Source organism: uncultured Tenacibaculum sp. (assembly GCF_947495995.1).
Lineage (GTDB): Bacteria > Bacteroidota > Bacteroidia > Flavobacteriales > Flavobacteriaceae > Polaribacter.
The window spans coordinates 776445-799985 of sequence record NZ_CANMAX010000002.1 but is presented as its reverse complement, the minus strand read 5'-3'; the positions used below and the strand labels follow the sequence as shown (position 1 = coordinate 799985).

Below are 23541 nucleotides of genomic sequence, written 5' to 3'. Positions count from 1 at the left end.
ACGGAGACGAATATGACTAAGCTTTGTTACAGAGTTTTACTGCTTAATTTTATATAAAACACAAGATTCTAGATTCGGATATTCTTTTAATAAAGGATGATTAAAAGTGCTAGCTTTTTGCATTCCTATTTTCTCCATTACTTTTATTGAAGGAATATTGATTGAAGGAGCGACAGAAACAATTTCAGGTAACTTTAAAGTTTCAAACCCGTACGATAAACAACGTTTGGCACCTTCAGTTGCGTAACCGTTTCCCCAGAAATCTGGTAACAAACGCCAACCAATATCCGTAGAAGGATTAAAATCTGCTTTATAAGTTTGCAATGAAAATCCTACAAATCCAATAAACTCTTGAGTTTCCTTTTTTTCAGTAGCAAAATAACAATATTTATGTGTTTCTAATTGTTTTTGCATTCTTAAAATAAACTGCTCACATTGTTCTTTAGTAGCTGTTGAAGGAAAAAAGCGCATTACTTCTGTATTAGAGTTTAAACGATATAATTCATCTAAATCACTAGCTTTCCAATTTCTAAAACCTAAATTTTCTGAAGTAAAGATATAAGAGTTCATTTGCAATAATTTTATAATTGTGAAATCATATTTTTTTTGATCACAAAAAGCAAATTAATACATTTACGACCGAAGGAACCGAACAAATATTAATTTTTTATGAAAAAAAGTATCACGCTAAAAGAGTTGGCTAAGATTCTTGATGTTTCTGCATCTACAGTTTCTAAAGCTTTAAATGACAGTTACGAAATTAGTGAGGCTACTAAAAAAAAGGTCGAAGAGGCAGCAAAACGTTATAATTACAGACCTAATCGAGCAGCATTAAATTTAAAATCAGGGAAAACAAATACTATTGGAGTTGTACTTCCAAGTATTAAAGACTTTTTCTTAGTAAGAGCATTACGAGGAATTGAAAGTGTTTTAGCAGATACCGATTATAATATTATCATTACGGTAACCAATGAATCGTATGAAAAGGAAGTGAAAGCTGTTGAAACTTTAGTAAATGGTTTAGTAGATGGTATTATCATAGCAGTTACTGAAGAAACACAGTTAAAACAAGATTTCAGACATTTAAGTGATATTTCAGACAATATTGATTTAATCATGTTTGATAGAGTAGATAATTCTGTAAAGTGTGATAAAATATTGGTAAATGATTTTGAGGCTGTACAAAAGGCAGTAAGACATTTAAAATTCAAAGGAGCTTCTAATATTGCTTTGGCGTCTTCAAATAAAAACTTGAGTGATGAAAATGCAAGATTGTTAGGTTATTTAGAAGCTATTAAAGATGAACAAGAGCCTCTGATTGTGAAAGGAAATGAAATGTATATTGAAAATGAATTTCATGTTTTATTTGATGAAGAGCGTGTAGATGGAATTATAGCATTAGATGAAGAAGCATCGCTAGCAGCTTTCAGAATAGCTAGTAAAAGAGGTTTATTAGAAGACAGAAAACTACTAATGATTGGGTATGCTGGAACAAAAATTTCTGAGCATTTAAAACCAAGTTTAAGTACTGTTGACCAACACGGAAAAAGGTTAGGTAGAACCACAGCAAAACAATTGTTAGATCGATTAAATAAAAAAGAAACAAAAGGAGATAAGGTAACAGTAATTTATTCTTCTTTATGTGAAAGAGCAACTACACAAACGATTATAAATCCTCTGTAAAGTGTTTCTTTGTTTTCTCTTTAGAAAACTTTTCTTGATTATATTGTTTCGAGTTTCCTTTTGGAATAGACAGTGATTGCCATTTTTCGTTGGTTAGCATTTTTCCTAAAAATACAATTTGTCCTGTATGATATGAATAATGACATAACTGACGATTAATTGCTTCTGTTACTGTATGACCTTGATTTCTGATATAAATAATTTTATCTAAATCATCTATAGTTAATGGATTAATAGCATCAAACAAACAATTCCAGCCTTGTTCCCAATAATCAATTATTTGTTTTTTAGTTATGAATGAATTTTCAAATTCTTGATCTCTATTTCGCCATTCTTTTTCTCCATCTTCAAGTAAAAAGTTAGTCCAACGCGATAACATATTTCCGGCTATATGTTTTACAATGATAGCCATTGAATTAGTTTCATCGTTTAAAGTATAAAAGATTTGATCTTCAGAAAGTTGTTCGAAAGTTTTATCTCCTAAACTTTTATAATATTGAAACTGCTTTATAACACTTTCTAAGTAAGAATTAGACATAAAAAAAGAGTTGAAATTTTCAACTCTTAAATTACATTAATTTTTTGAAGGAATGAATTTTAAAGCAACACCATTAATACAATCTCGTATCCCTGTTGTTTCTCTTGGTCCATCATTAAAACGATGACCTAAATGTCCGCCACAATTATTACATTTCAATTCTGTTCTTGCGTATCCAATTTTATAATCAACATCGGTTTCTACGTTTTTCTCGATGGCTTTATCAAACGATGGCCAACCTGTACCAGAATTAAATTTTCGATCCGATTTATACAAAGGAATATCGCAACCAGCACACACAAAAGTTCCTTTCTTTTTAGAATATGTATATTCACTTGTGTTTGGTCTTTCTGTTCCAGCTTCTCTCAACACATAATATTGCATTGGAGTTAAAGCTTTTCTCCATTCCTCTGTTGTCTTTTCAACATTGTATTTTTTGCTATTAGCTTTTTTTTCTTTCTGAGCGATAGACTCACAAGAAATTAAAGCGATAATAGAAAATAAGACTAAAACTTTCTTCATTTTTACGAAATTATAAATTCAACAATCCTATTCATGGTTTCTTTATCACGCAAAATTTTAGTGTGTCCTAATCCTTGAGTGATTAAAATAGAACCCTGTTGTAAGTTTTGACGAATACTATACGCGCAACTTACAGCAACATCACCATCAAGAGAATCGTGAACAACTAATGCAGGAATATCTACACTTTTAGCAGTCTCAGAACTAGCATTTAAGTCGATATCTCTACCTAATTTTTTATCGTAATGCTGTTTCATTTTCTTAGTTATTTTCGATTTCAATGTAAGATTATTGGTAAAATTCAAAAGAATCTCACTAATGGTATCTCCAGATCCAACAGAAACAATTTTATTAGTTTTAAAACCATCAGCATATGCAGAGTATAAAGACATTCCACCTAAAGAATGTCCGACAGCAGCATCAAATGGTCCGTGTTCTTTATTTACAGCATGAATCGCTTCAATAAATTCAGGCATTAATGTTGTTTTTCCTTCAGATTTTCCATGTGCAGGTGCATCAAAAGAAATAACCATATATCCTTTTTCAAGTAATTTATCAGCAACCATAAATAATTGTGTACTTCTACCACACCAACCATGTACTAATAATACTTTCTTAGATGAATAACCGTAAGTAAGTACATCAATTTCCTTATTAATTGTAGTTACTTTTAATCTACTTTTTTGAGCGCTTTTCCACATTGTTTTTTCTCTTTCTGGTAAAGGAAATTTTATAGGTGTAGAAAATAACTTCAATGAGAACTTCGTTACTAAACGAGGAGATATAAATTGAATGAATCTACTTACTTTTTTAATCTTGCTCGGAATTGGCATACTTGAAGGTAAGATTCGATGCTGAGTAGTTTTCATTAAAATGTCTGATTTTTCTGGTAAAGATAGAATTTGTATTTTTAATTTCATAGAAAGTGACTTTTACTCAAAAAATGAGTCTTACCTTTGTAGTGTGTAAAAAAAATCAATAACAGATGAGAAGAATACTAGTATTTTTAGGAATAATAGCATTGTTTATTCAATGTGAAACTGTGCCAATCACAGGAAGAAAAAGAGTAAATTTTGTTAGCGATGCTCAAGTATTACCAATGAGTTTTCAGCAATATGATGGTTTTTTAAAAGAGAATAAGAGTAAAATTATTAGCAATACTAAACAAGCTCGTGAATTAAAAACTATTGGAAAAAATATAGCTGGAGCTGTAGATCGTTTCATGAGAGCAAATGGAATGAAATCTGAAGCAGATTCTTATCGTTGGGAATTCAATTTAATTAATGATAAAACAATCAATGCTTGGTGTATGCCAGGAGGTAAAGTAGTTTTTTACACAGGTATTATGCCAATTTGTGCTAATACTGATGGTGTTGCTGCTGTTATGGGACACGAAGTTGCACACGCATTTGCTAAACACGGACAAGAACGTATGTCTTCTGCTCAAATGCAACAATTAGGAGGAGCAGCTGTAGCAATTGGTACAGCCAATAGTAAGCAAAGTAACTTATGGAATTTAGCCTATGGTGTTGGATCTCAATTAGGAATGTTAAAGTTTAGTAGAACTCACGAAACTGAAGCTGATAAACTAGGACTTGTATTTATGATTATGGCAGGTTATAGGGGAGAAGAAGCAGTAAATGTTTGGATTCGTATGAGTGAAGATGCTCAAAAGAGTGGGAGAAAAGCTCCACCAGAGTTTTTAAGTACACACCCACACAATCAAACGAGAATTGCAGATCTTAAAGCTTATTTGCCAACAGCAAAACAATTGGCTGCTAAATATAATGCACAGACAAAAAAGTAGAAATTACAACTTACTTTTTAAGTATATTGCAAACCGTTCTTAACTATAAGAGCGGTTTTTTAATTTCATAACGTTATGCAAACAAAACAAGGAGATTCTAAAGTTATAAATGGTTGGGCTTTTTACGATTGGGCAAACTCTGTATATTCATTGGTAATAAGTACTGCTATTTTTCCAATGTATTATGATGCAATTACAGAAAATAATTTTGTTTCTTTTTTAGGTATTGAATGGGAACACCCTAATTCTTTATATACGTATGCATTATCTTTTTCTTTTTTAATTGTGGCAATAATTTCACCTATTTTATCGGGTATTGCAGATTATAGAGGAAATAAGAAAAGCTTTATGAAATTCTTCTGTTTACTAGGTAGTTTATCTGTGATGAGTTTGTTTTTCTTCGAGGATTTATCGACAACTTGGGTAGGAATTGTTGCTAGTATTTTGGCAAGTATTGGTTTTTGGGGAAGTATTGTTTTTTATAATGCTTATTTACCAGAAATAGCCCACCCAGAAGATCATGATAGAGTAAGTGCAAAAGGATTTATTAACGGGTATATAGGTTCAATAATTCTACTGATTATATGTCTTGTACTTATTTTATTCCCTGATACATTTGGTTTAGACGGAGGTTTAGCTTCTCGTTTATCATTTGTGATTGTTGGAGTTTGGTGGTTAGGCTTTGCACAAATTACTTTTAAAAGATTGCCTAAAGATAGAAAAGTACCAAAAGATCAATTGGAAGATGGATATTTATGGAAAGGTTACCAAGAGTTAAAAAAGGTATTAAAAGAAGTAAAAAAAGATCATCCTGCTTTAAAAAGATTTTTAATAACTTTCTTTTTATTGAGCGTAGGAGTACAGACTATCATTGTAACAGCTGCCTTATTTGGAACAGCAGAATTAAAATTAGCCAAAGAACATTTAATTGGTACAATATTAATTATTCAGGTTTTAGCGATTTTTGGCGCATATATTTTTTCAAGAATTTCTGAAAAATACGGTAATGTATTAGCGTTAAAAATTACAATAATTGCTTGGATGTTTGTTTGCTTTGGAGCTTTTATGTTACATAAAGATTTAGATAATATATTGGTGTATTTTTATATGTTAGGTGGAGTATTAGGTTTAGTACTTGGTGCTATACAGTCTTTAGCAAGATCTACGTATTCTAAGTTATTACCAGAAACAGAAGATCATGCTACATACTTTAGTTTCTTTGATGTAACTGAAAAAATAGCTATCGTAACAGGAACTTTCGTGTATGGTTTACTAAATGCAATTACGAACTCTATGCAATGGAGTGTATTATCTTTAGCAATCTTCTTTTTAGCTTCTATTATCGTTTTAAGCGGATTAAAGAAAACAAAATATGTATCATAATATATTTATTTGTTTTGTTCAGAAATAGTGAATAGAGAAAGTATTAATAATTATTTCAGGCATTTATAAATTTACTAAACATTATAATTTAATCAATAATCTTAATTACAAGAAATAAAAAAAGAGCTTCACAAGGAAGCTCTTCTTTTATTTGGTTGATTGATTTTCGTATATCTTACTGAACTGTTACGCTGAAAGTAGTTTCGATATCAGTTTCACCACCAGCATTAGTAATGTCACCAGTACTTACTCCAGTAGCAGTTTTCATAGGCTCATGTCTTAATGTAAAACTTAAAGAACCAGTACTAGCAGCACCAGTAGTTAAAGTAAAGTTTAATCCAACAGGATTTCCGTTTTCATCGTTAGGACCAGCATAAGCAAATGTAGCATTTACACCAGTAGCTGTATAGAAGAATTGGTGCTCTTCGTCTTCCTCTTCGATTTCTTCAGTAATATTTTCAGCTGGGCTTTCAGTTTCGTTTAATAAAACGATTGACCCAGTATAAGTAGTGTTAGCTGCAAATGGCCCAGAAACAGTTAATACAGGAGCATTTGGTCCGTCACCGTCTAAATCTTGAGTTCTTAAAACTACATCAGTTTGACCAGTAGCAGTTAAAGTAATTGTCATCGTAGTAATTACTTCTTCTTCATTTACTTCTCCAGGAACGTTATCATCGTCATCAGAACATCCAGTAAAAACTAATGTTGAAATAAATAAAAATGCTAATAATTTAATTGACTTCATAATATATAATTGTTTAATTTATTTAAGGTTCTATATTTTAATAATTAATTTTTAATTGTATTTTAAAGTTTCTTCCAATATCGTCTGCAAAAAAACGTAGTTGATTTAAATAATTTCTATACGAAGTATTTAGAATATTATTTACAAATAAATTCAAACCTACTTTTGTTTTAAATAACTTTAGATTTAATCCAGTAGAAAAGTTTAATAAGTGATAAGCATCAGGAGGAGTGCTAATATCTACCAATTCATTTGTGTTTGATGTAGCTACAAAGGTGGTAAAGTTGTTATTAGGAAATTCATTCTGTCTAGCATTGAATTCACTTTCTAATGATGCATAAAAGTTATTCCATTTAGTGTTATAATACTGCAAAGTGTTTACAGTTTTAAAAGGAGGAATATCTATTAAAGCTCTATTACTGCTTAAATCTCTTCCCTTAATAAAGGAAGATCTATTTCTAATTGAAAAATTATCGTTAATTTCGTACGATATATCAGAGTCTAAGCCAAATAGATTGGCTTTTATTTGTTTATAAGACCATACCACAAAAGCACCTCTAATGGTAGTTTCTGTTCCAGATGGTTCTATATAAATAAAATCGTCGATAAAGTTGTAAAAACCTTCGACTGAAGCTTTAAATTTCTCTCCTGTATATTTATAGGTTGAAGAAATTCTATGGGAAGATTCTGGACGGATACGTAAATCTCCTAACTCAATCCTTGCTGCAGTATGGTGTAAACCATCGCTGAATAGCTCGGCTGGATTTGGAGCTCTATTCGATAATCCGTAATTGAACAATAAAGAATTTTTAGAGTCAAAATCATATGACAGGCCAACTGAAGCTGATAAATTATGATAATTAAAAGTTGGATCTGTTAAATATTGTGTGCCTCTGTCATCTATTATTATAGAGCTAAAATCTTGATCGTAATTCTGTGAATTCCATCTAGACTTTAGATAAAATTTCTTAGCGTCAATATGGTTAAAGTCGTATCTGATACCTGATGAAAAAATTAAACCATTAAAAAAAATCAATTCAGATAAAGTATAAACTCCCAAAATATACTTATCATAATCAGGTATTAGTCGTCTTACCCCTGTACCAGGGTCAGGAAAATTTGTTTGATATCCGCCAGAAATCCCAATTTTGAATATCTTGTTCGGATTAGCATCAAACTTCATATCAGCCTTAATGTTGTGAGTTTTTAAGTTTAAATCTAACGCAGCTAAAGAACTTCTTCCACCACGTCTTACGTCAAACTCTTTTCTCTCATTTTGCTGAAAATCATATTGAAATGAAAACTTTCCAAGGCCTTTGAATCTTTTATAAAAGTTAGCCTTTAAAAGTAGATGTGTTACATCTTGTTTTGGATTGTTAATATCGTAACTAAAATCTCTAATAACTGTTGGTACACCACTGTTAATACTATTAACTAAATCAGAAGTACTACCAATATGAGCCGCTCTAAGTATCCCTATTTCATTAGATACATGACTTACAAAAATTTCAAAACCTCTGTCAAATTTTTTATAACCACCACTAAGATTAATACCAAAAGATTTTAATCCAGTATTTGTTAAATTATAATCAGGAGCTTCGAAATCTCCCGCTCTTTTAAGAGAAGCCTGACCGTTAATAAACCAACCTTTTTTATAAGTTTTGTTTAAAGATGTATTAATTGAAGCAAGTCTACCGTTAGTTTGTTGAGAGATTATAGTTTTTCCATACAAAGAATCTTTTAAGATAATCTTTGGAGGATTAATAACTACAACACCACCAATTGCATCACCACCATATTCAAGCGCATTTGCACCTTTAATTACTGAAATACTTCCTGCTGCACTAATATCAACATTAGGAGCATGTTCTATACCCCAATCTTGATCTTGTAATCTAACGTTATTTACAGAAATTAAAATTCTACTACTATGTAAACCATTAATTATTGGTTTAACAATAGAATTTCCAGTATTTATAGATGATACACCAGATACTTCCTTTAAGGCATCTCCTAAACTAGCATCACTATATTCTTCAATAATATTTTCTTTTATTAAAGTTTCTTGTGATGTTTTAGTTTTTATTCCTGTAGCAGATTTAACTTGAACTTCTTTCAACTCTTCAATATGGTGTTCTAAATCAATTACTTTATAAGTATTTTTAGTTAAATTGATTTCCAAAATTTGAGTATCACAAGCAACATGAGAAATCTCTACAATTAATTTACCTGAACATAAATTCTTAAAAGAAAACTTACCTTCTAAGTCGGTAGCAGCGTATCTATTAAGGTTTTTTATGTGTACAGTTGCATCAATTATCGGAGACTTATCATGAAAATCTTCTACAAGCCCAGAAAAAGTATATGTACAATTTTGACTAATTATTGAATTTGAAATAAAAATCAATAATAAAATCAAAATACGGTGATAAAATTTCATTTTGATTGTTTAGTTTGAATTATATGCTAATACGAATAATTAAACTAAAGCAGGAGGTCCTCTTAATAAAGAGGTTAAGTTAAAAGTGTTTTGTAATGAAGTATAAAAACTTTCAAGTGAATCAATTTTAGATAATGAAGTGAAATTAACTATGCTGAACTCATTTACCGTAAATGCATTGAAATGGAATTTACAAAGTTCACATTCAGCTTCATGATCGTGTAGATGTTTACTATCTTCAGAAATACAAATCTTAGACTCTAAGTGATCAGAGTCTAAAGCATGCATTAACTGAACCACTGACGGAGTCAATAGTAAAGTCAATAACATGACTATGGATACATATTTCTTAAAAATTTTCATCAAAAGGCAAATTAACTAGATTTATTTTAAATAACCAATTAATTAACTTAGTTTTTAATAGGATTCTTGCTAATGTACACAGTACCTTCAGGTTTAAATTTAGAATAACCTATCCTCGAAATGTAACTGTAAGATGAGTCTGTTACTTTGTTCATTTGTACAAAAATAGGATCCTTATCTAAATCAGTTTTAGGACTTTTCATCTTTAAAGTATATGAAAAGTTATTTCTCCATTTGATGTATAATGTATCGATATGTGCTACCTCTTTTTCAGTTACAGTACTATCTGTAGATACTGTAACTTTTTTTGTGTAGTACTCTATTTGTAAACTATCTTTTCTAACTATGATAGTTTTACTATAATTATCTCCAGCAGGAATTTCGAACGTACCAAATTTGAAACGCTCAGGATTTCCTTCGATTTTAGGAGAACAAGAAGCAAGTGTTATAGCTAGAAAAGATAAGATTAAATATTTCATTAAATTCCTGTATAATTTGATGGTGTAATTTGTTTTAATTCTTCTTTAATTTGATCAGAAACCTCTAGAGTATCTATAAAACTAGCGATAGATGCTTGAGTAATTTTCTCATTAGTACGAGTTAAACCTTTTAAAGCTTCATATGGATTAGGATATCCTTCTCTTCTTAAAATAGTTTGAATCGCTTCTGCAGCTACAGCCCAGTTATTTTCTAAATCATCTTCGAATTTTTGTTGATTTAATAATAACTTACTTAAACCTTTTAAAGTTGCTTTAAAAGCGATTAAAGTATGGCCGAAAGGAACTCCAACATTACGAAGTACAGTACTGTCTGTTAAATCACGTTGCATACGAGATACTGGAAGTTTACCTGCTAAATGTTCGAAAATAGCATTTGCAATTCCTAAATTTCCTTCAGAGTTTTCAAAATCAATTGGATTTACTTTATGAGGCATAGCAGAAGAACCAACTTCACCTTTTTTAATCTTTTGTTTGAAGTAATCCATTGAAATGTACGTCCAAATATCACGATCTAAATCAATAAGAATTGTATTTACACGTTTCATAGCATCAAATAAGCTAGCCATGTGATCATAGTGCTCTATTTGAGTTGTTGGGAACGAATGGTGAAGTTCTAAAACTTCTTCAACAAAAGAAGTTCCAAAAGCTTTCCAATCAATATTTGGGTATGCAACTTTATGTGCATTGTAATTTCCTGTAGCTCCACCAAACTTCGCAGCGTTTGGAATATGTTGTAAGAATAATATTTGCTGATTAATACGCTCAACGAAAACAAATAATTCTTTTCCTAATCGAGTAGGAGAAGCAGGTTGTCCGTGAGTTCTTGCAAGCATAGGAATGTTTTCCCATTCTTCAGCTAAATCTGCTAATTTAGATGTTAATGTATCTAAAGTTGGAAAATAAACTTCTTCTACAGCATCTTTAATAGATAAAGGAATAGCTGTGTTATTAATATCTTGAGAAGTTAATCCGAAGTGAATAAATTCTTTATATTTTGATAAGTTTAAAGCATCAAATTTTTCTTTAATAAAGTATTCTACAGCTTTTACATCGTGATTTGTAACGCTTTCAATTTCTTTAATTTTTAAAGCATCTTCAGCTGTGAAATCCGTATAGATTTTACGTAATTCACCGTATAAGTCTTTATTAATATCTTCTAATTGAGGTAAAGGAATTTCACATAAAGCGATAAAATATTCAATTTCTACTTTAACTCTGTATTTAATTAATGCTTCTTCAGAAAAATAATTAGCTAGTTGATCTACTTTGTTTCTATAGCGACCATCGATAGGAGAGATGGCATTTAATGTAGTTAAACTCATATTAGTGTGTTGTGTTCAAACGACAAAAATAGAAAATCCTATGCTTATATGTGAATTTATTAAATAGTAATTTTAGTATGTTTTTAGAGTTTTTATTTTTAAAAATTTCAATCCTATTTTTACCTACTGAATTATAACTTTATACACCTTATTATCATTATGTTTTATAAAATAAATACCACTTGTAGTAGGTGTAAATGTTAATTCTGTTCGTTGTGTTTCTTCGTTAAAATATATAGTTTGAAACTGTAAAACTTTCCCAACGCTATTATACAATTCGAAAGTGTCGTTATCGTTAGTGTTTATAATAGTTAGAGGTTTATTAATACTAATTGGATTAGGGTAAGCTACTGGATTTTCACTTTCTATTTCATATGGTTTGAAATATTTTATACCAAAATCGTAAGCTTTTTTACCAACATTTTCTCCTATAAATCTTCCTGGAATATCGTCAGCAGGTGGATGAATTCCTCCCCAGATTCTAGATAAACTACATTGATCTGAAGCATCAAAGTAAGTAGCCCATTGCAATTCAATATCTTCACTCGGACCTTCTTCAAATACTAAAAATTCATTTTGTTTTGCTAAATGAGTTCCCATTCCTTCAGGAAAATATTCACTTCCTGTAAAAAGTGTTAGTACTTTTGCTGCAGCTCTTGAAAAAGTAGAATGCCCTGAAACATAGCCTGCAAAAGGAGGAGTAACAAAAGATGGTCTTTGATATGGCCACCAATTTTCTGCTAAAATCCAATCAACGCCTGCATAATCTGTATTGCTAGCGTAATCATGACCTTTCCAGGTGTAGACTTTAATTTTACCTACATTTTGGTTTTGATCACCGCTAAGTGGATCTTCATTTTCAACAACTTCAACTAAACCTTCAACAAGTGGAATTCCATCTTCGTGATAATTTGCTAAAGTATTGTCTGTACTCTGACCTAAATCTGCCATATAACGAATTGAAGAAATTGGTCTAATGTAATCATACCAACCTTTAACACTCCAAGCACTAATAGCAGCATCGTGCATTGCACCACCTAATAAAAAATACGATTTAACATCCCATTCTAAATCATCTACATTAGCATCATTTCCAGCTATTTTTTTATTCTGAATTCGATCACTAACTTTTTCATTTAAGATTGTATACCAATGTCCAGGAGGAGTTTCAGAATCTGGTCCATCTGCCCAAAATTCAGCAATTACCCTAGCATAATCACCTCTTTTAACTAAGTTAGGAGAATAAGATGTATTTGATATAGGATTTATTGTTCTTCCTGTACCAATATCACCACCGTCTTTTAAGTTGTAAAAATTAGGATAATCGGCGTAATTCTTTGGTAAGTCGTCAATATTAATATTTCCCATTGCTCCAGGTGAAATATCTATTAGCGTATTATCTTCACTTGTTAAGTGTGATCCCCAAATGGAAACTAACGAAAATCCCCATTTGTAAAATTCAGCAGTAGTAGCATCACTTAAAAAAGGTGGAGAATCAGGATCGTTGTATACTTTATATTCATTTCCGTTTCTTGTTTTGGTAACATAATCTTCATCAGTTAAAGAAAACGGAGTCACATTTCCCCATTCTGCACTTAAGAATTCTGTTTCTTCACCAAATACAATATTTCCGCCTTGATCTATAAAAACTTGTAGTGATAAAGGTTGCCATCTGTCCGGATTAGTAATAGTGCTATTTCCACTATTTATAGGAGCTAAAAATGGATTACTAGGTGTATAAAACTGATTTGAATATTCATCAATTTCGTTTGAACCATCAGTTAATCCAAATTCAATAATTACAGAAGCGATTAAATTTCCTAGCGTAACTGGTGTTACTTCGTTGTTGTAACTTAAATCTGCATCAGCAATATCTAAATTTAAATGTTCCATTAAAGCTTCGATATTTCTTTCAGTTAAAAAGTATCGAGGTGAATTTTTAAAACGATGTTTTATAAGATTATACATAGCATAGCTCATCGTTTTAATTATTGCATCATTTTTTTCTTGTTCAGTATTTATAGATAAACTTTCAGTAATGTTATATTGTTTAGCAAAGTAAGGTGTGCTTTTTTCTAAGTTATATAATGCCCAAGTATCGTACATGGCAACAGAAGAGTGAAATAAATTTCGAGCATGAACAGTTGGTCTTGCAAAATCTTTTCTAATAGCTTCTAAAAGTACTTCGTTCCATTTTCTAGCAATAGAATGAGAATCGTCAATTGTGTGTTGAGAGTTTATAGAAACACTATAAATACAAATAGAAATAAGGAGTAGTAATTTTTTTAACATGGATGGTTGATATAGTTTTACGTGCAATTTCCTCAAAAATAGTAAGTTTTGAGTTTTAAAAAAAATCCATGATGTGTATTTATTATGAGTTAATTATGATGAATAATTAACGGTAGACTTTTCTTTTTAGAATTTTAACTTCTCCCTGTTTTTCTAATTGTTTGATTGTGCGTATCACTGTTTCTACACGTAATCCTAATAGATCTGATATTTGTTGACGCGTATAATTTATTTTTAAACTGAATTTTTCTTCTTGGTGATATACATCGTGTTTTAAATAATCAAAGAATCTTAAAATTCGATGTGAAGGTTCTTGACTAGAAATTTCTGATGCAATAATTGCCTTATAGTATAATCTTTTAGCGAGATTTTCAGTGATTTTAAAATGAACATCTTTATTGTTATCCAACAGTTCGTAAAACTTTTCTTTTGGAAGAATATACACACTACTCGTTTCAATAGCGGTTGCATTAGCAGGATATTTTACATCAATAAATAAAGGAGGTTCACCAAAACTTTGTTGTTTATAGAAAACGCCTTGTATAAACTCTTTGGCATCATCATTAAAATTATTCATTTTAATAATTCCACTTTTAACTTGATAATAGTTTTTAGCAAAATCACCTTCGGAAAAAATGAGTTCATCTTTTTCAAAAACCTTTACAGTAGTATTATATGCTATTAAAAGTGCTTCAGGTATCATTGAGATATGATTGTAATCATAAAGTTTATTAGGACTAAAGATATAATTTTACGCCAGTAATTTATACATTTCAACCATGGAAAAAAAAGAAATAGCAACTAGAGCAGATGTTTTTTTATTAGTTTCTTCATTTTATGACAAAATAAAAAGAGACGAAGTTATAGGTCATTTTTTCTTGAAAGCTATACCAACTGATAAATGGGATGAACATTTAGAACATCTCACAGATTTTTGGGAAACTAATCTTTTTTTTGTGAGAAAATTTAAAGGGAATCCAATTGCCAAACATAGAAATGTTGATAAAAATTCAGACTATAAAATTTCGCAAGAACATTTCGGTCGTTGGTTACAATTATGGTTTACTACCGTAGATGAATATTTTATTGGAATAAAAGCAACACAAGCAAAAGAAAGAGCACGAAACATAGCTTCAATGCTCTTCTTGAAATTATATGAGAATAAGCCTAAAGATATAAAGTAACTAACTGTGTTAGTATTAAAATCACGTTAGTTGTAATACTTATTATTCCTGCCCAAGCAACATATTTAAACGGACTTTGACTAAAAGCTGTTGCATTTGTTCCCATTGCTGTTGTTAAAGCTAATGCTAAATAAACAAAAGAAAAATTATGGTGAATTGCCAACGCAGCTGTTGCAGATGCAATCATAGTACTAATCATTATAACTAATACAGTAATTCCAAAAGCATTTTCTTGTTCTGCTTTAATTTTATTATTAATTACATCGATAATATTAGTTGGCTTTGTATATGTAATATTTTGAATTGCGGTGTTATCTGTTGTGATCATAATATTTAATTTTATTACAAAGCTACAGGTGAAAAAGTTAAAATTTTATGACCAAAATCATATTTAGGAAGAATTGAAATAAATTATGTAAATGGTTATTCATATCTTCACAATTCAAATTTTTTAATGTGCAAATAGAAACGATAGTTTATATAATTCTAGCTTTACTAGTAAGTTTAGGAGTAGGCTTTTTTCAATATTTCTTTAGAGTTAAAACAACTCCAAAAATTACTATTGTATTATTCTTTTTAAAAGTATTGAGTATTTTCTTAATTCTGTTGTTATTGATTAATCCGAAAATAGAATTAACAACTACCAATGATGTAAAACCTTCTTTGGCTGTATTGGTAGACAATTCTTCGTCAACAAAGTTTTTTAAAGAAGAACAGTTTGTGAATTCATTTATTCAAGAAGTAGATGGTAACAAGGCATTAAATGAAAAATTCGATGTTGGTTTTTATGCGTTTGGAGAAAATGTAGCACAATTAGATAGTTTAAATTTTTCAGATCAAAAAACCAATATTACCAAAGCCGTAAAATCTGTAAATGAACTTCAAAAAGATAAAGAAGGAACTTTAGTATTGCTTTCTGACGGAAATCAAACTCTTGGAGAAGATTATGAATTCTTAAAATCAAAGAAAAGTATTCATTCTTTAGTTTTAGGAGACACGATTCAATATCAAGATATTAAAATAAGTCAACTTAATGTAAATAAGTATAGTTACTTAAATAATAAATTTCCTGTAGAAGCTTTTATAAATTATGAAGGAAGAAAAAGTGTTAGCGCTGTTTTTTCAATATTTAAAAGTAGAAGAAAGATTTTTAGTAAGAAGATAGAGTTATCTCCAAATAAAAAATCAGCAACAATTACAGCCGAATTAGATTCAGATAAAGAAGGAGTACATTATTACTCGGCAACTGTTTCTAAGTTAGAAGGTGAAAAAAATATTAGAAATAATTCGAAAAACTTTACAATTGAAGTTATCGATGAACAATCAAAAGTACTAGTATTGTCGTCTATTCTTCATCCAGATTTAGGAGTTTTTAAAAAGTCGATTGAAAGTAATAAACAGCGTAAAGTTGAAATTGCTCAAATCAATGCTTTTAAAGGAAGTTTAGAAGATTATCAGTTCGTAATTTTTTATCAGCCAAACGCTTATTTCAGATCATTTTTGCAAGATCGAAAATCTAACTTTTTAATTGTTACAGGAACGAAAACAGACTGGAACTTTTTAAATTCTTTGGGATACGACTTTAACAAAGCTGCGATTTCTCAATCAGAAAATTATCGTCCGGTATATAACATGAACTTTTTAACCTACTTGCAAGACGATATTGGTTTCGATGGTTTTCCACCGTTAAGAGATAAGTTTGGATCAATAGCAGTAAAAGGAAATAGTGATTTATTATTTCAGCAATTAAAAGGTATAAATACTACAAATCCTTTGCTTTCAACTTTTGAAAGTGGAGGAAACAAGTTTGCAGTACTTTTCGGAGAAGGTATTTGGAAATGGAGAGCAGCAAGTTTTATAAAAGAAAACTCTTTTGAAGTCTTTGATGAGTTTTTAGGGAATTTAGTTCAGTATTTAAACTCGAATAAAAAGAGAAGACGTTTAGATGTTAAACTAGATAATTTGTACTTAGCAAATGAGAAAATAGCCGTTTCAGCTTTATATTTAGACAAGAATTACAGATTCGATAGCAGAGCTTCATTAGAAATAGTAGTTAAAAATGAAGAAACTAAAGCACAAAAGGTTTATCCGTTTTCACTAATCAATAATTCTTATAAAGTAAGTATTGAAGGTTTAGATTCTGGAGACTATACTTACAGAGTTTCTGTTTTAGGTCAGAATGTTTTTAAATCCGGAAAATTTAAAGTTGCAGATTTTCAAATAGAACAACAATTTTCAAATGCGAATTACAAGAAGTTAGGTGTATTAGCTAAAAATACTAACGGAGCGTTATTTTATAAAGATCAGAAAGAAGATTTAGTTAAAAGTCTTCTAGAAAATGAAAAGTTCTTTACCATTCAAAAACTTGAGAAAAAAGAGCAAGATTTAATCAACTGGAAATGGATACTTTTTATTGTAGTTTTATTATTAGCTACAGAGTGGTTTACAAGAAAATTTTTTGGTAAAATATAATGTACGAACACTTTTTTCAATGCCCATATTGTTGGGAAGAAATATCAATGTTGTTAGATAGCAGTACTTCTGAAACTTATATAGAAGACTGTGAAACATGCTGTAACCCTATACAAATAACAACACAATTTGAAAATACAGAGCTTGTCGGTTTTCAAGCAATTAACATAGAACAATAAATATGAAATTTCATACAAGAAAATGGGTGAAACCCGAAGATTTAAATCCAAACGGAACTTTGTTTGGAGGACGATTATTACAATGGATAGATGAAGAAGTAGCATTGTATGCAATTATTCAATTAGAAATACCAAGAACAGTAACAAAGTTTATGTCTGAAATAGATTTTGTAAGTTCTGCAAAACAAGGAGATATTATTGAAATTGGTATAGATGTAGTAAAGTTCGGAAGAACATCAATCACTTTAGGCTGTAAAGTGAGAAATAAGCTTACGAGAAAAGATATTATTACAATCGATAAAATAATTATGGTAAGTTTAGATGATCAAGGAAATCCGGTGCCACACGGAAAAACTAAAATAGAATACGTTAAAGATAGATTACAACAAAAATAAAATTTGAAATTATGAATAATAGACAACCAAATTTAAATTTTCCAAAAAGAGGAATTATATTAATACCCATTGTGTTTGTGTTAATGATTTTCATCGCGAAATCAACAGAAACAATTAGTTCTGGTCAAGCAGGTGTTTTGTATAAAACTTTTGGAGGTGGAGTAGTAGTAGATGAACCTTATATGGATGAAGGTTTTCACTTTGTTTTACCATGGAATAAAGTTTACGTTTATGAAGTAAGACAACAAGAGTTATTTGAACAAATGCAAGTATTATCTTCAAACGGATTAGAAATTCGTTTAGATGCTTCAGCTTGGTATCAACCACAAAAAACTAATTTAGCAAGATTACACAAAGAAAAAGGTGAAAACTATTTAGATCGAGTAATTAAGCCAGCAATTCGTTCTGCAGCAAGAAGTGTTGTAGGTAGATATACTCCAGAGCAATTATATTCTAGTAAAAGAGATGTAATTCAGCAAGAGATTTTTATTGAAACAAAAAAGATTTTAGATAAACAGTTTATTCAATTAAACGAAGTTTTAGTTCGCGATGTTGAGTTACCTCCAACAATTAAAAATGCAATTGAGCGTAAATTAAAGCAAGAACAAGAGGCTTTAGAGTATGAGTTTAGAATTGCGAAAGCGAAAAAAGAAGCAGAAAGACAAAGAATCGATGCTGAAGGGAAAGCTGCAGCGAATAAAATTTTAAGTGCATCGTTAACCGATAAGATTTTACAAGAAAAAGGTATTGAAGCGACTTTAAAATTATCTGAATCACAAAATAGTAAAGTGGTGTTAATTGGTTCTGGAAAAGACGGAATGCCTATAATTTTAGGAAATCAATAAGATAACTTCTTAAAAAAAAGTTAATTCAATTTCAAAAGCGTAACTACTTAGGAGATCTGTCGTCTTATATGTAATTACTTCCTGTAAGTTAGTGATTAGTTAGTTTTTGATAGTTGATTGAAAAGCCCAAGGATATACCTTGGGCTTTTTTACATTTTATCTTAAATATAATCATAAAAAAAGCACTCAAAAGAGTGCTTAAAATATCTTAGTTTACAATAACTTTCTTAGTTGTATACTTATTGTTGTTTTTTATTTTGAGTAAGTAAATTCCGCTATTTAAATTTCTTACTGTAAATGTTTGATTCTGAAAAACCGGATTATTTTTAGAATATATTTCTTTTCCTAAGATAGAATACACTTTAATTTCATTGATTCCAACTTCATTACTATAAATAGAAACATTACCACTAATTGAAGGATTAGGAAAAACTTTAGCATTTAATGTACGTTCTTCTTTTACGCTAGCAGTTGCCCATCTGTCTTCAGCAATTGGTCCGTCCCAAATTTGAGTTGCTAAATTAGGATTGTCGATAAACGGATTTCTATTACCTTGTGCATAAGTATTTGAAGTATCTCCATGATAAGTATTTCTATTATCTTCAATAACAGAAACAGGATCTTCAGCATTCCACTTTAAAAATAAATCAATCATGTCGTCTGGAGTAGGAGAAGCACTTCCAACACCAACAACAGTTGGTAAACATTGAATTCCGTAGTGCAAATACATATACATCATCATTCGAGCTACATCACCTTTCCATTCATCTCCTGGATACCATCCGCCAGGAACATCTCCAGCATTACCCGAACCATCAGCAAAACGTTTGTTACTTCTTAAGCGATTAAAGTCAACATCAGAAGGACGTAAACTATGTGCATCTGTTCCTGCATCTCCAAGTCTTCTTGTATCTAAAGTAGGATCACCTAAACTTCTAGGATAAACGTGTTCTCTATTCCATTCACCAGCGCCACCACCGTTTTCATTAATTCCTCTTGTTCTAGCTGTTGTTCCAGAAGCTGAATATCCATAAATTAAAATCACTTCATTAGGATTATTCGGATTAACATCTGTTTTTCTAGAAGCTTCCCAAACTCCAGGAGTATAGCTGATAAAATTTGTATGTGTCGCTATTATTTTTGTAGCTAACTCGTCTCGTAAAGCTATACCAGACTTTGTTAAATCTACATCGTCATAATAACTTTGTTGTGTAAAACCAAAATAGGTGTTTACAAATAAGATTAAAAGGAGTAGTTTTTTCATTATGATTGCTTTTTTTCTAATAAAGCCATGTAAAATCCATCAAAACCAGACTGATGAGATAATACTTTCTTATCGTGAACGAAAGTGAAGTCTTTTCCTGCGTCAGAAGCTAAGAAGAATTCTACTTGTTGTTGGTTCTCAGAAGGTAAAATAGAACAAGTAGCGTATACTAACTTACCACCAGGTTTTACCATTTTAGAATAACTTTGTAATACTTCTTGCTGAACATTTTTAATATTATCTAAAAACTCAGGTTGTAATTTCCACTTACTATCCGGGTTTCTTCTAATTACACCTAAACCAGAACAAGGAGCATCGATTAAAACACGATCTGCTTTATTATAAAGTTTTTTAACTGCTTTTGTAGAGTCTAAAACTCTAGTATCGATATTGTGAACACCATTTCTACGAGCTCTTACTTTTAATTTCTTTAGTTTACTCTCGTAAATATCCATGGCGATAATTTGCCCTTTATTTTTCATTAAAGAAGCTAAATGTAAAGTCTTACCACCAGCACCAGCACATGTATCAACGACTTTCATTCCAGGTTCAACTTCTAAATAAGCTGCTACTAATTGAGAAGAAGCATCTTGAACTTCAAAAAATCCTTTCTTAAAACTATCAGTTTTAAAAACGTTAGCACGTTCAACTAACTTTAAAGCATCAGGATATCCTTTGATAAATTCAGTGTCGATCCCTTCTGTTTGTAGCTTATTTCTTAAACTTTCTTTAGAAGTATTTAATGTATTTGTTCTTAAAATAACTTCAGCTTGTTTATTAAGTGAAGCAATCTCTTTAGTCCAAACTTGTTCTCCTAACTCTTTTAAACAAACTTCATCAATCCAATCTGGAATAGATTCTCTGAACTTTCTGATTTTAGAAAGCTCATCAAATTTTCCTTTGATTCTTCTGTTAGGAGTTGGTTCAATTTGATTCCAATCTGGTAGCTTAATTCCTCTTAATACACACCAAACAGAAAACAAACGCCATAAATCTGGTCTAGAATAAGGTTCTTTAACATTAGCAATTTCAGCATATAAACGTTTCCAACGTACAATTTCATAAATAGTTTCAGCAACAAATTTACGATCTCTAGCTCCCCATCTTTTATCTCTACGTAGTGCAGTTTCTACACCTTTATCGGCATAAACACCTTCGTTAAAGATATCTCTTAGGCTATCTATTACAGCAAAAACTAAATTTCTATGTAGTCTCATTCGTTTTTATTTTGGGCTGCAAAGATACTACGATTTATTGGGTTTTGGTATTTTCAGTAAAAAACTTAAAGCTTTGTTTATGAAATTAATGAGATCTTTTATTTTTTTATTAAAAAGGCTTCCTGTTTTTTCTGAGCAAGAAAAATATTCTAATGCTTATTCTAGTAGTTTTGAAACTAATTTTCTTCCTTTGAATGAAAAGGAAAAGAGATTATCTTTGACAAGAAGAGGAAGATGATTAATATAGCTTGCATCGAATGAATTTAAATCAACCTGTTACTTATATCAAAGGAGTTAGCGTTACTAGAGCCGAATTGCTGTATTCTGAATTAGGAGTAAAAACATGTAATGACTTTTTACATTTATTTCCGTTTAGATATATTGATAAAACACAGTTTTACACGATAAATCAACTTCAACAGAATAGTTCAGAAGTACAAATTGTTGGAAAAATAACAGGAATCAAAACAGTACAGCAAAAACGTGGAAGTAGGTTAGTCGCAACTTTTGCAGATGTTACTGGTACGATGGAATTGGTTTGGTTTAAAGGAGCAAAATGGATAAAAGATAGCTTAAAAGTAAACACACCTTATGTAATTTACGGAAAACTGAATTGGTTTAAAGGAACGGCTAATATGGCGCATCCAGAAATGGAGTTAGTATCTGAATACAAAAGCAAGTTACAAACTGCGATGCAACCAGTATATCCTTCAACAGAAAAACTATCAAATAAAGGAATTAGTAATAAAGTAATGCGAACGATGATGCAAAACTTATTACAGCAAGCTTTTGATAGTATAGAAGAAACTTTTTCAACAACATTTAGGAATGAAAATAAATTACTTCATAAGAAAGAATCTATTTTAAATATCCATTTTCCGAAAGATCAAGAATTATTAGCGAAAGCACAATATCGATTAAAGTTTGAAGAGTTGTTTTATATACAATTACAACTCTTAGTAAAGAAGCTCATTAATAAATCGAGAATAAAAGGGTATGTTTTTGAAAATGTTGGAGAGCATTTTACCAATTTTTATAATAATCATTTACCATTTGATTTAACAAATGCTCAGAAAAGAGTATTAAAAGAGATTCGTAAAGACACTGGAACTGGTGCACAAATGAATCGTTTATTACAAGGAGATGTAGGTTCTGGTAAAACAATTGTAGGATTGTTAGTAATGTTGTTGGCAATAGATAATGGTTATCAGGCAACTATTATGGCGCCGACAGAAATTTTAGCGAATCAGCATTATAACGGAATTAAAGAGCTATTAAGTAATACAGATATTACAGTTGAACTACTAACAGGATCTTCAAAAACTAAAAAACGACGAGAAATTCACGAAGGTTTAGAAAATGGAACACTAAATATTCTAATAGGAACTCATGCCATTTTAGAAGATAAAGTTCAGTTTAAAAAACTAGGATTAGCGATTATAGATGAGCAACATCGATTTGGTGTAGCACAGCGAAGTAAACTGTGGAAGAAAAGTGAAATTGAAGGTGTACCACCACATGTTTTGGTAATGACAGCCACTCCGATTCCTAGAACTTTAGCAATGTCTGTTTATGGTGATTTAGATATTTCTGTGATTGATGAATTACCACCTGGTAGAAAAGCTGTGAAAACAGTACATCGCTACGATAGTCATCGTTTAGGCGTATTTCGATTTCTAAAAGATGAAATAGAAAAAGGAAGACAAGTGTATGTTGTATATCCTTTAATCCAAGAATCCCAGGCTATGGATTATAAAGATTTGATGGATGGTTACGAAAGTATTGTTCGAGAATTTCCTGCACCAAAATATCAAATCAGTATTGTACATGGTAAAATGAAACCTGCGGACAAAGACTATGAGATGGAACGTTTCTTAAATAAGGAAACACAAATAATGGTTGCTACTACAGTTATAGAAGTAGGAGTAAATGTTCCTAATGCATCTGTGATGGTTATAGAAAGTACAGAACGTTTTGGTTTAAGTCAGTTACACCAATTACGAGGAAGAGTAGGAAGAGGAGCTGAGCAGAGTTATTGTATTTTGTTGACAGGTAATAAACTGTCTTCTGATGCAAAAACTAGAATTAAAACTATGGTTGAAACTTCTGATGGATTTAAAATTGCAGAAGTAGATTTAAAATTACGTGGTCCTGGAAATATAATGGGAACTCAACAAAGTGGTGTTTTAAATCTTAAAATTGCTGATGTTGTTAAAGACAGTCCGATTTTACATAACGCAAGACAATGTGCGATACGAATTCTTAACGATGACCCGAGTTTATCTAAAGAAGAAAATGCTTCAATGTTGAAACGTTTAACAATGCTGCAACGTACCAGTGGAATTTGGAGTAACATCAGTTAAATAAAAAAACTCTGCCTAAGCAGAGTT

24 protein-coding genes are annotated in these 23541 nt (G+C 30.6%); 10 read left to right on the top strand and 14 right to left on the bottom strand.

Annotated features, from left to right (window positions below):
• Window positions 1-36: 36 nt before the first annotated feature.
• Window positions 37-570, bottom strand: a complete 534-nt coding sequence (locus Q1A15_RS08840; RefSeq protein ID WP_299621944.1) for a GNAT family N-acetyltransferase — start codon at window positions 568-570, stop codon at window positions 37-39.
• A gap of 99 nt (window positions 571-669) precedes the next feature.
• Between Q1A15_RS08840 and Q1A15_RS08835 the strand changes: the two genes are divergently transcribed.
• Entirely contained in the window at window positions 670-1683 is a 1014-nt protein-coding gene (locus tag Q1A15_RS08835) for a LacI family DNA-binding transcriptional regulator (RefSeq protein WP_299621941.1), read from the top strand.
• Here Q1A15_RS08835 and Q1A15_RS08830 read toward each other — a convergent pair.
• Genes Q1A15_RS08830 through Q1A15_RS08820 form a run of 3 tightly spaced genes read right to left on the bottom strand, consistent with a single transcriptional unit; the run spans window position 1667 to window position 3663 of the window.
• On the bottom strand, window positions 1667-2221 hold the full coding sequence (locus tag Q1A15_RS08830; RefSeq protein ID WP_299621938.1) for a DUF1572 domain-containing protein: 555 nt from the start codon (window positions 2219-2221) through the stop codon (window positions 1667-1669). The two genes, Q1A15_RS08835 and Q1A15_RS08830, sit on opposite strands and share 17 nt — an antisense overlap.
• A gap of 36 nt (window positions 2222-2257) precedes the next feature.
• Entirely contained in the window at window positions 2258-2743 is a 486-nt protein-coding gene (msrB, locus tag Q1A15_RS08825; RefSeq protein WP_299621935.1) for a peptide-methionine (R)-S-oxide reductase MsrB, read from the bottom strand.
• Window positions 2744-2745: 2 nt separating this feature from the next.
• The gene (locus tag Q1A15_RS08820) at window positions 2746-3663 is read right to left on the bottom strand and encodes an alpha/beta hydrolase (protein WP_299621932.1); all 918 of its coding nucleotides are present in this window, start codon (window positions 3661-3663) and stop codon (window positions 2746-2748) included.
• A gap of 65 nt (window positions 3664-3728) precedes the next feature.
• Here Q1A15_RS08820 and Q1A15_RS08815 point away from each other — a divergent pair, with 65 nt between their 5' ends.
• Window positions 3729-4550 (top strand): M48 family metallopeptidase, encoded by an 822-nt coding sequence (locus Q1A15_RS08815; protein WP_299621929.1) that lies wholly within the window; start codon window positions 3729-3731, stop codon window positions 4548-4550.
• A 75-nt stretch (window positions 4551-4625) separates the two neighbouring features.
• Window positions 4626-5933 (top strand): MFS transporter, encoded by a 1308-nt coding sequence (locus tag Q1A15_RS08810; RefSeq protein ID WP_299621926.1) that lies wholly within the window; start codon window positions 4626-4628, stop codon window positions 5931-5933.
• Window positions 5934-6108: 175 nt separating this feature from the next.
• Here Q1A15_RS08810 and Q1A15_RS08805 read toward each other — a convergent pair whose 3' ends face one another.
• From Q1A15_RS08805 to Q1A15_RS08775, 7 genes are all read right to left on the bottom strand, one after another.
• Window positions 6109-6678 carry a type 1 periplasmic binding fold superfamily protein gene (locus Q1A15_RS08805; protein ID WP_299621923.1) on the bottom strand — a complete coding sequence of 190 codons (570 nt, stop codon included), beginning with the start codon at window positions 6676-6678 and terminating at the stop codon, window positions 6109-6111.
• Between the two features lie 37 nt (window positions 6679-6715).
• Complete coding sequence (locus Q1A15_RS08800; RefSeq protein WP_299621920.1) at window positions 6716-9118, bottom strand: TonB-dependent receptor; 2403 nt, start codon at window positions 9116-9118, stop codon at window positions 6716-6718.
• 39 nt (window positions 9119-9157) lie between these two features.
• Window positions 9158-9481 carry a hypothetical protein gene (locus tag Q1A15_RS08795; RefSeq protein WP_299621917.1) on the bottom strand — a complete coding sequence of 108 codons (324 nt, stop codon included), beginning with the start codon at window positions 9479-9481 and terminating at the stop codon, window positions 9158-9160.
• 47 nt (window positions 9482-9528) lie between these two features.
• Window positions 9529-9960 (bottom strand): hypothetical protein, encoded by a 432-nt coding sequence (locus Q1A15_RS08790; protein WP_299621914.1) that lies wholly within the window; start codon window positions 9958-9960, stop codon window positions 9529-9531.
• Window positions 9960-11303: an adenylosuccinate lyase gene (gene purB / locus Q1A15_RS08785; protein WP_299621911.1), complete on the bottom strand. Its 1344-nt coding sequence runs from the start codon at window positions 11301-11303 to the stop codon at window positions 9960-9962. Before purB ends, Q1A15_RS08790 begins: the two co-directional genes overlap by 1 nt.
• 123 nt (window positions 11304-11426) lie before the next feature.
• Window positions 11427-13595 (bottom strand): DUF6851 domain-containing protein, encoded by a 2169-nt coding sequence (locus Q1A15_RS08780; RefSeq protein ID WP_299621907.1) that lies wholly within the window; start codon window positions 13593-13595, stop codon window positions 11427-11429.
• Between the two features lie 106 nt (window positions 13596-13701).
• Entirely contained in the window at window positions 13702-14298 is a 597-nt protein-coding gene (locus tag Q1A15_RS08775) for a Crp/Fnr family transcriptional regulator (protein WP_299621904.1), read from the bottom strand.
• A 76-nt stretch (window positions 14299-14374) separates the two neighbouring features.
• Between Q1A15_RS08775 and Q1A15_RS08770 the strand changes: the two genes are divergently transcribed.
• Complete coding sequence (locus Q1A15_RS08770; RefSeq protein ID WP_299621899.1) at window positions 14375-14779, top strand: group III truncated hemoglobin; 405 nt, start codon at window positions 14375-14377, stop codon at window positions 14777-14779.
• Here the strand turns inward: Q1A15_RS08770 and Q1A15_RS08765 are convergent.
• Window positions 14763-15107, bottom strand: coding sequence for a hypothetical protein (locus Q1A15_RS08765; RefSeq protein ID WP_299621895.1), 345 nt, complete (start codon window positions 15105-15107; stop codon window positions 14763-14765). The two genes, Q1A15_RS08770 and Q1A15_RS08765, sit on opposite strands and share 17 nt — an antisense overlap.
• A 128-nt stretch (window positions 15108-15235) precedes the next feature.
• Between Q1A15_RS08765 and Q1A15_RS08760 the strand changes: the two genes are divergently transcribed.
• Genes Q1A15_RS08760 through Q1A15_RS08745 form a run of 4 tightly spaced genes read left to right on the top strand, consistent with a single transcriptional unit; the run spans window position 15236 to window position 18670 of the window.
• Window positions 15236-17251 carry a VWA domain-containing protein gene (locus Q1A15_RS08760; RefSeq protein WP_299621890.1) on the top strand — a complete coding sequence of 672 codons (2016 nt, stop codon included), beginning with the start codon at window positions 15236-15238 and terminating at the stop codon, window positions 17249-17251.
• A complete protein-coding gene (locus Q1A15_RS08755) occupies window positions 17251-17430 on the top strand; it encodes a CPXCG motif-containing cysteine-rich protein (protein WP_299621885.1) in 180 nt (59 codons plus the stop codon). The genes Q1A15_RS08760 and Q1A15_RS08755 overlap by 1 nt, the downstream gene beginning before the upstream one ends.
• Window positions 17431-17432: 2 nt before the next feature.
• Window positions 17433-17825, top strand: coding sequence for a hotdog domain-containing protein (locus Q1A15_RS08750; protein ID WP_299621882.1), 393 nt, complete (start codon window positions 17433-17435; stop codon window positions 17823-17825).
• A gap of 11 nt (window positions 17826-17836) precedes the next feature.
• Window positions 17837-18670, top strand: a complete 834-nt coding sequence (locus tag Q1A15_RS08745) for a prohibitin family protein (RefSeq protein ID WP_299621878.1) — start codon at window positions 17837-17839, stop codon at window positions 18668-18670.
• Between the two features lie 208 nt (window positions 18671-18878).
• On the opposite strand, the gene Q1A15_RS08740 is transcribed toward Q1A15_RS08745, so the two are convergent.
• Window positions 18879-19934: an endonuclease gene (locus tag Q1A15_RS08740; protein WP_299621872.1), complete on the bottom strand. Its 1056-nt coding sequence runs from the start codon at window positions 19932-19934 to the stop codon at window positions 18879-18881.
• Window positions 19934-21151: a methyltransferase domain-containing protein gene (locus Q1A15_RS08735; protein WP_299621868.1), complete on the bottom strand. Its 1218-nt coding sequence runs from the start codon at window positions 21149-21151 to the stop codon at window positions 19934-19936. The genes Q1A15_RS08740 and Q1A15_RS08735 overlap by 1 nt, the downstream gene beginning before the upstream one ends.
• Before the next feature lie 79 nt (window positions 21152-21230).
• On the opposite strand from Q1A15_RS08735, the gene Q1A15_RS08730 reads away from it, so the two are divergent.
• Both Q1A15_RS08730 and recG read left to right on the top strand, forming a co-directional pair.
• Window positions 21231-21389, top strand: a complete 159-nt coding sequence (locus Q1A15_RS08730; protein WP_299621864.1) for a hypothetical protein — start codon at window positions 21231-21233, stop codon at window positions 21387-21389.
• Window positions 21390-21408: 19 nt separating this feature from the next.
• A complete protein-coding gene (gene recG / locus Q1A15_RS08725; RefSeq protein ID WP_299621861.1) occupies window positions 21409-23514 on the top strand; it encodes an ATP-dependent DNA helicase RecG in 2106 nt (701 codons plus the stop codon).
• Window positions 23515-23541 lie beyond the last annotated feature (27 nt).

Excerpts from the sequence above, each read along its gene's own strand:
- Q1A15_RS08840 (WP_299621944.1), bottom strand. The coding sequence starts at position 570 with ATGAACTCTTATATCTTTACTTCAGAAAATTTAGGTTTTAGAAATTGG.
- Q1A15_RS08835 (WP_299621941.1), top strand. The coding sequence starts at position 670 with ATGAAAAAAAGTATCACGCTAAAAGAGTTGGCTAAGATTCTTGATGTT.
- Q1A15_RS08830 (WP_299621938.1), bottom strand. The coding sequence starts at position 2,221 with ATGTCTAATTCTTACTTAGAAAGTGTTATAAAGCAGTTTCAATATTAT.
- msrB (WP_299621935.1), bottom strand. The coding sequence starts at position 2,743 with ATGAAGAAAGTTTTAGTCTTATTTTCTATTATCGCTTTAATTTCTTGT.
- Q1A15_RS08820 (WP_299621932.1), bottom strand. The coding sequence starts at position 3,663 with ATGAAATTAAAAATACAAATTCTATCTTTACCAGAAAAATCAGACATT.
- Q1A15_RS08815 (WP_299621929.1), top strand. The coding sequence starts at position 3,729 with ATGAGAAGAATACTAGTATTTTTAGGAATAATAGCATTGTTTATTCAA.
- Q1A15_RS08810 (WP_299621926.1), top strand. The coding sequence starts at position 4,626 with ATGCAAACAAAACAAGGAGATTCTAAAGTTATAAATGGTTGGGCTTTT.
- Q1A15_RS08805 (WP_299621923.1), bottom strand. The coding sequence starts at position 6,678 with ATGAAGTCAATTAAATTATTAGCATTTTTATTTATTTCAACATTAGTT.
- Q1A15_RS08800 (WP_299621920.1), bottom strand. The coding sequence starts at position 9,118 with ATGAAATTTTATCACCGTATTTTGATTTTATTATTGATTTTTATTTCA.
- Q1A15_RS08795 (WP_299621917.1), bottom strand. The coding sequence starts at position 9,481 with ATGAAAATTTTTAAGAAATATGTATCCATAGTCATGTTATTGACTTTA.
- Q1A15_RS08790 (WP_299621914.1), bottom strand. The coding sequence starts at position 9,960 with ATGAAATATTTAATCTTATCTTTTCTAGCTATAACACTTGCTTCTTGT.
- purB (WP_299621911.1), bottom strand. The coding sequence starts at position 11,303 with ATGAGTTTAACTACATTAAATGCCATCTCTCCTATCGATGGTCGCTAT.
- Q1A15_RS08780 (WP_299621907.1), bottom strand. The coding sequence starts at position 13,595 with ATGTTAAAAAAATTACTACTCCTTATTTCTATTTGTATTTATAGTGTT.
- Q1A15_RS08775 (WP_299621904.1), bottom strand. The coding sequence starts at position 14,298 with ATGATACCTGAAGCACTTTTAATAGCATATAATACTACTGTAAAGGTT.
- Q1A15_RS08770 (WP_299621899.1), top strand. The coding sequence starts at position 14,375 with ATGGAAAAAAAAGAAATAGCAACTAGAGCAGATGTTTTTTTATTAGTT.
- Q1A15_RS08765 (WP_299621895.1), bottom strand. The coding sequence starts at position 15,107 with ATGATCACAACAGATAACACCGCAATTCAAAATATTACATATACAAAG.
- Q1A15_RS08755 (WP_299621885.1), top strand. The coding sequence starts at position 17,251 with ATGTACGAACACTTTTTTCAATGCCCATATTGTTGGGAAGAAATATCA.
- Q1A15_RS08750 (WP_299621882.1), top strand. The coding sequence starts at position 17,433 with ATGAAATTTCATACAAGAAAATGGGTGAAACCCGAAGATTTAAATCCA.
- Q1A15_RS08745 (WP_299621878.1), top strand. The coding sequence starts at position 17,837 with ATGAATAATAGACAACCAAATTTAAATTTTCCAAAAAGAGGAATTATA.
- Q1A15_RS08740 (WP_299621872.1), bottom strand. The coding sequence starts at position 19,934 with ATGAAAAAACTACTCCTTTTAATCTTATTTGTAAACACCTATTTTGGT.
- Q1A15_RS08735 (WP_299621868.1), bottom strand. The coding sequence starts at position 21,151 with ATGAGACTACATAGAAATTTAGTTTTTGCTGTAATAGATAGCCTAAGA.
- Q1A15_RS08730 (WP_299621864.1), top strand. The coding sequence starts at position 21,231 with ATGAAATTAATGAGATCTTTTATTTTTTTATTAAAAAGGCTTCCTGTT.
- recG (WP_299621861.1), top strand. The coding sequence starts at position 21,409 with ATGAATTTAAATCAACCTGTTACTTATATCAAAGGAGTTAGCGTTACT.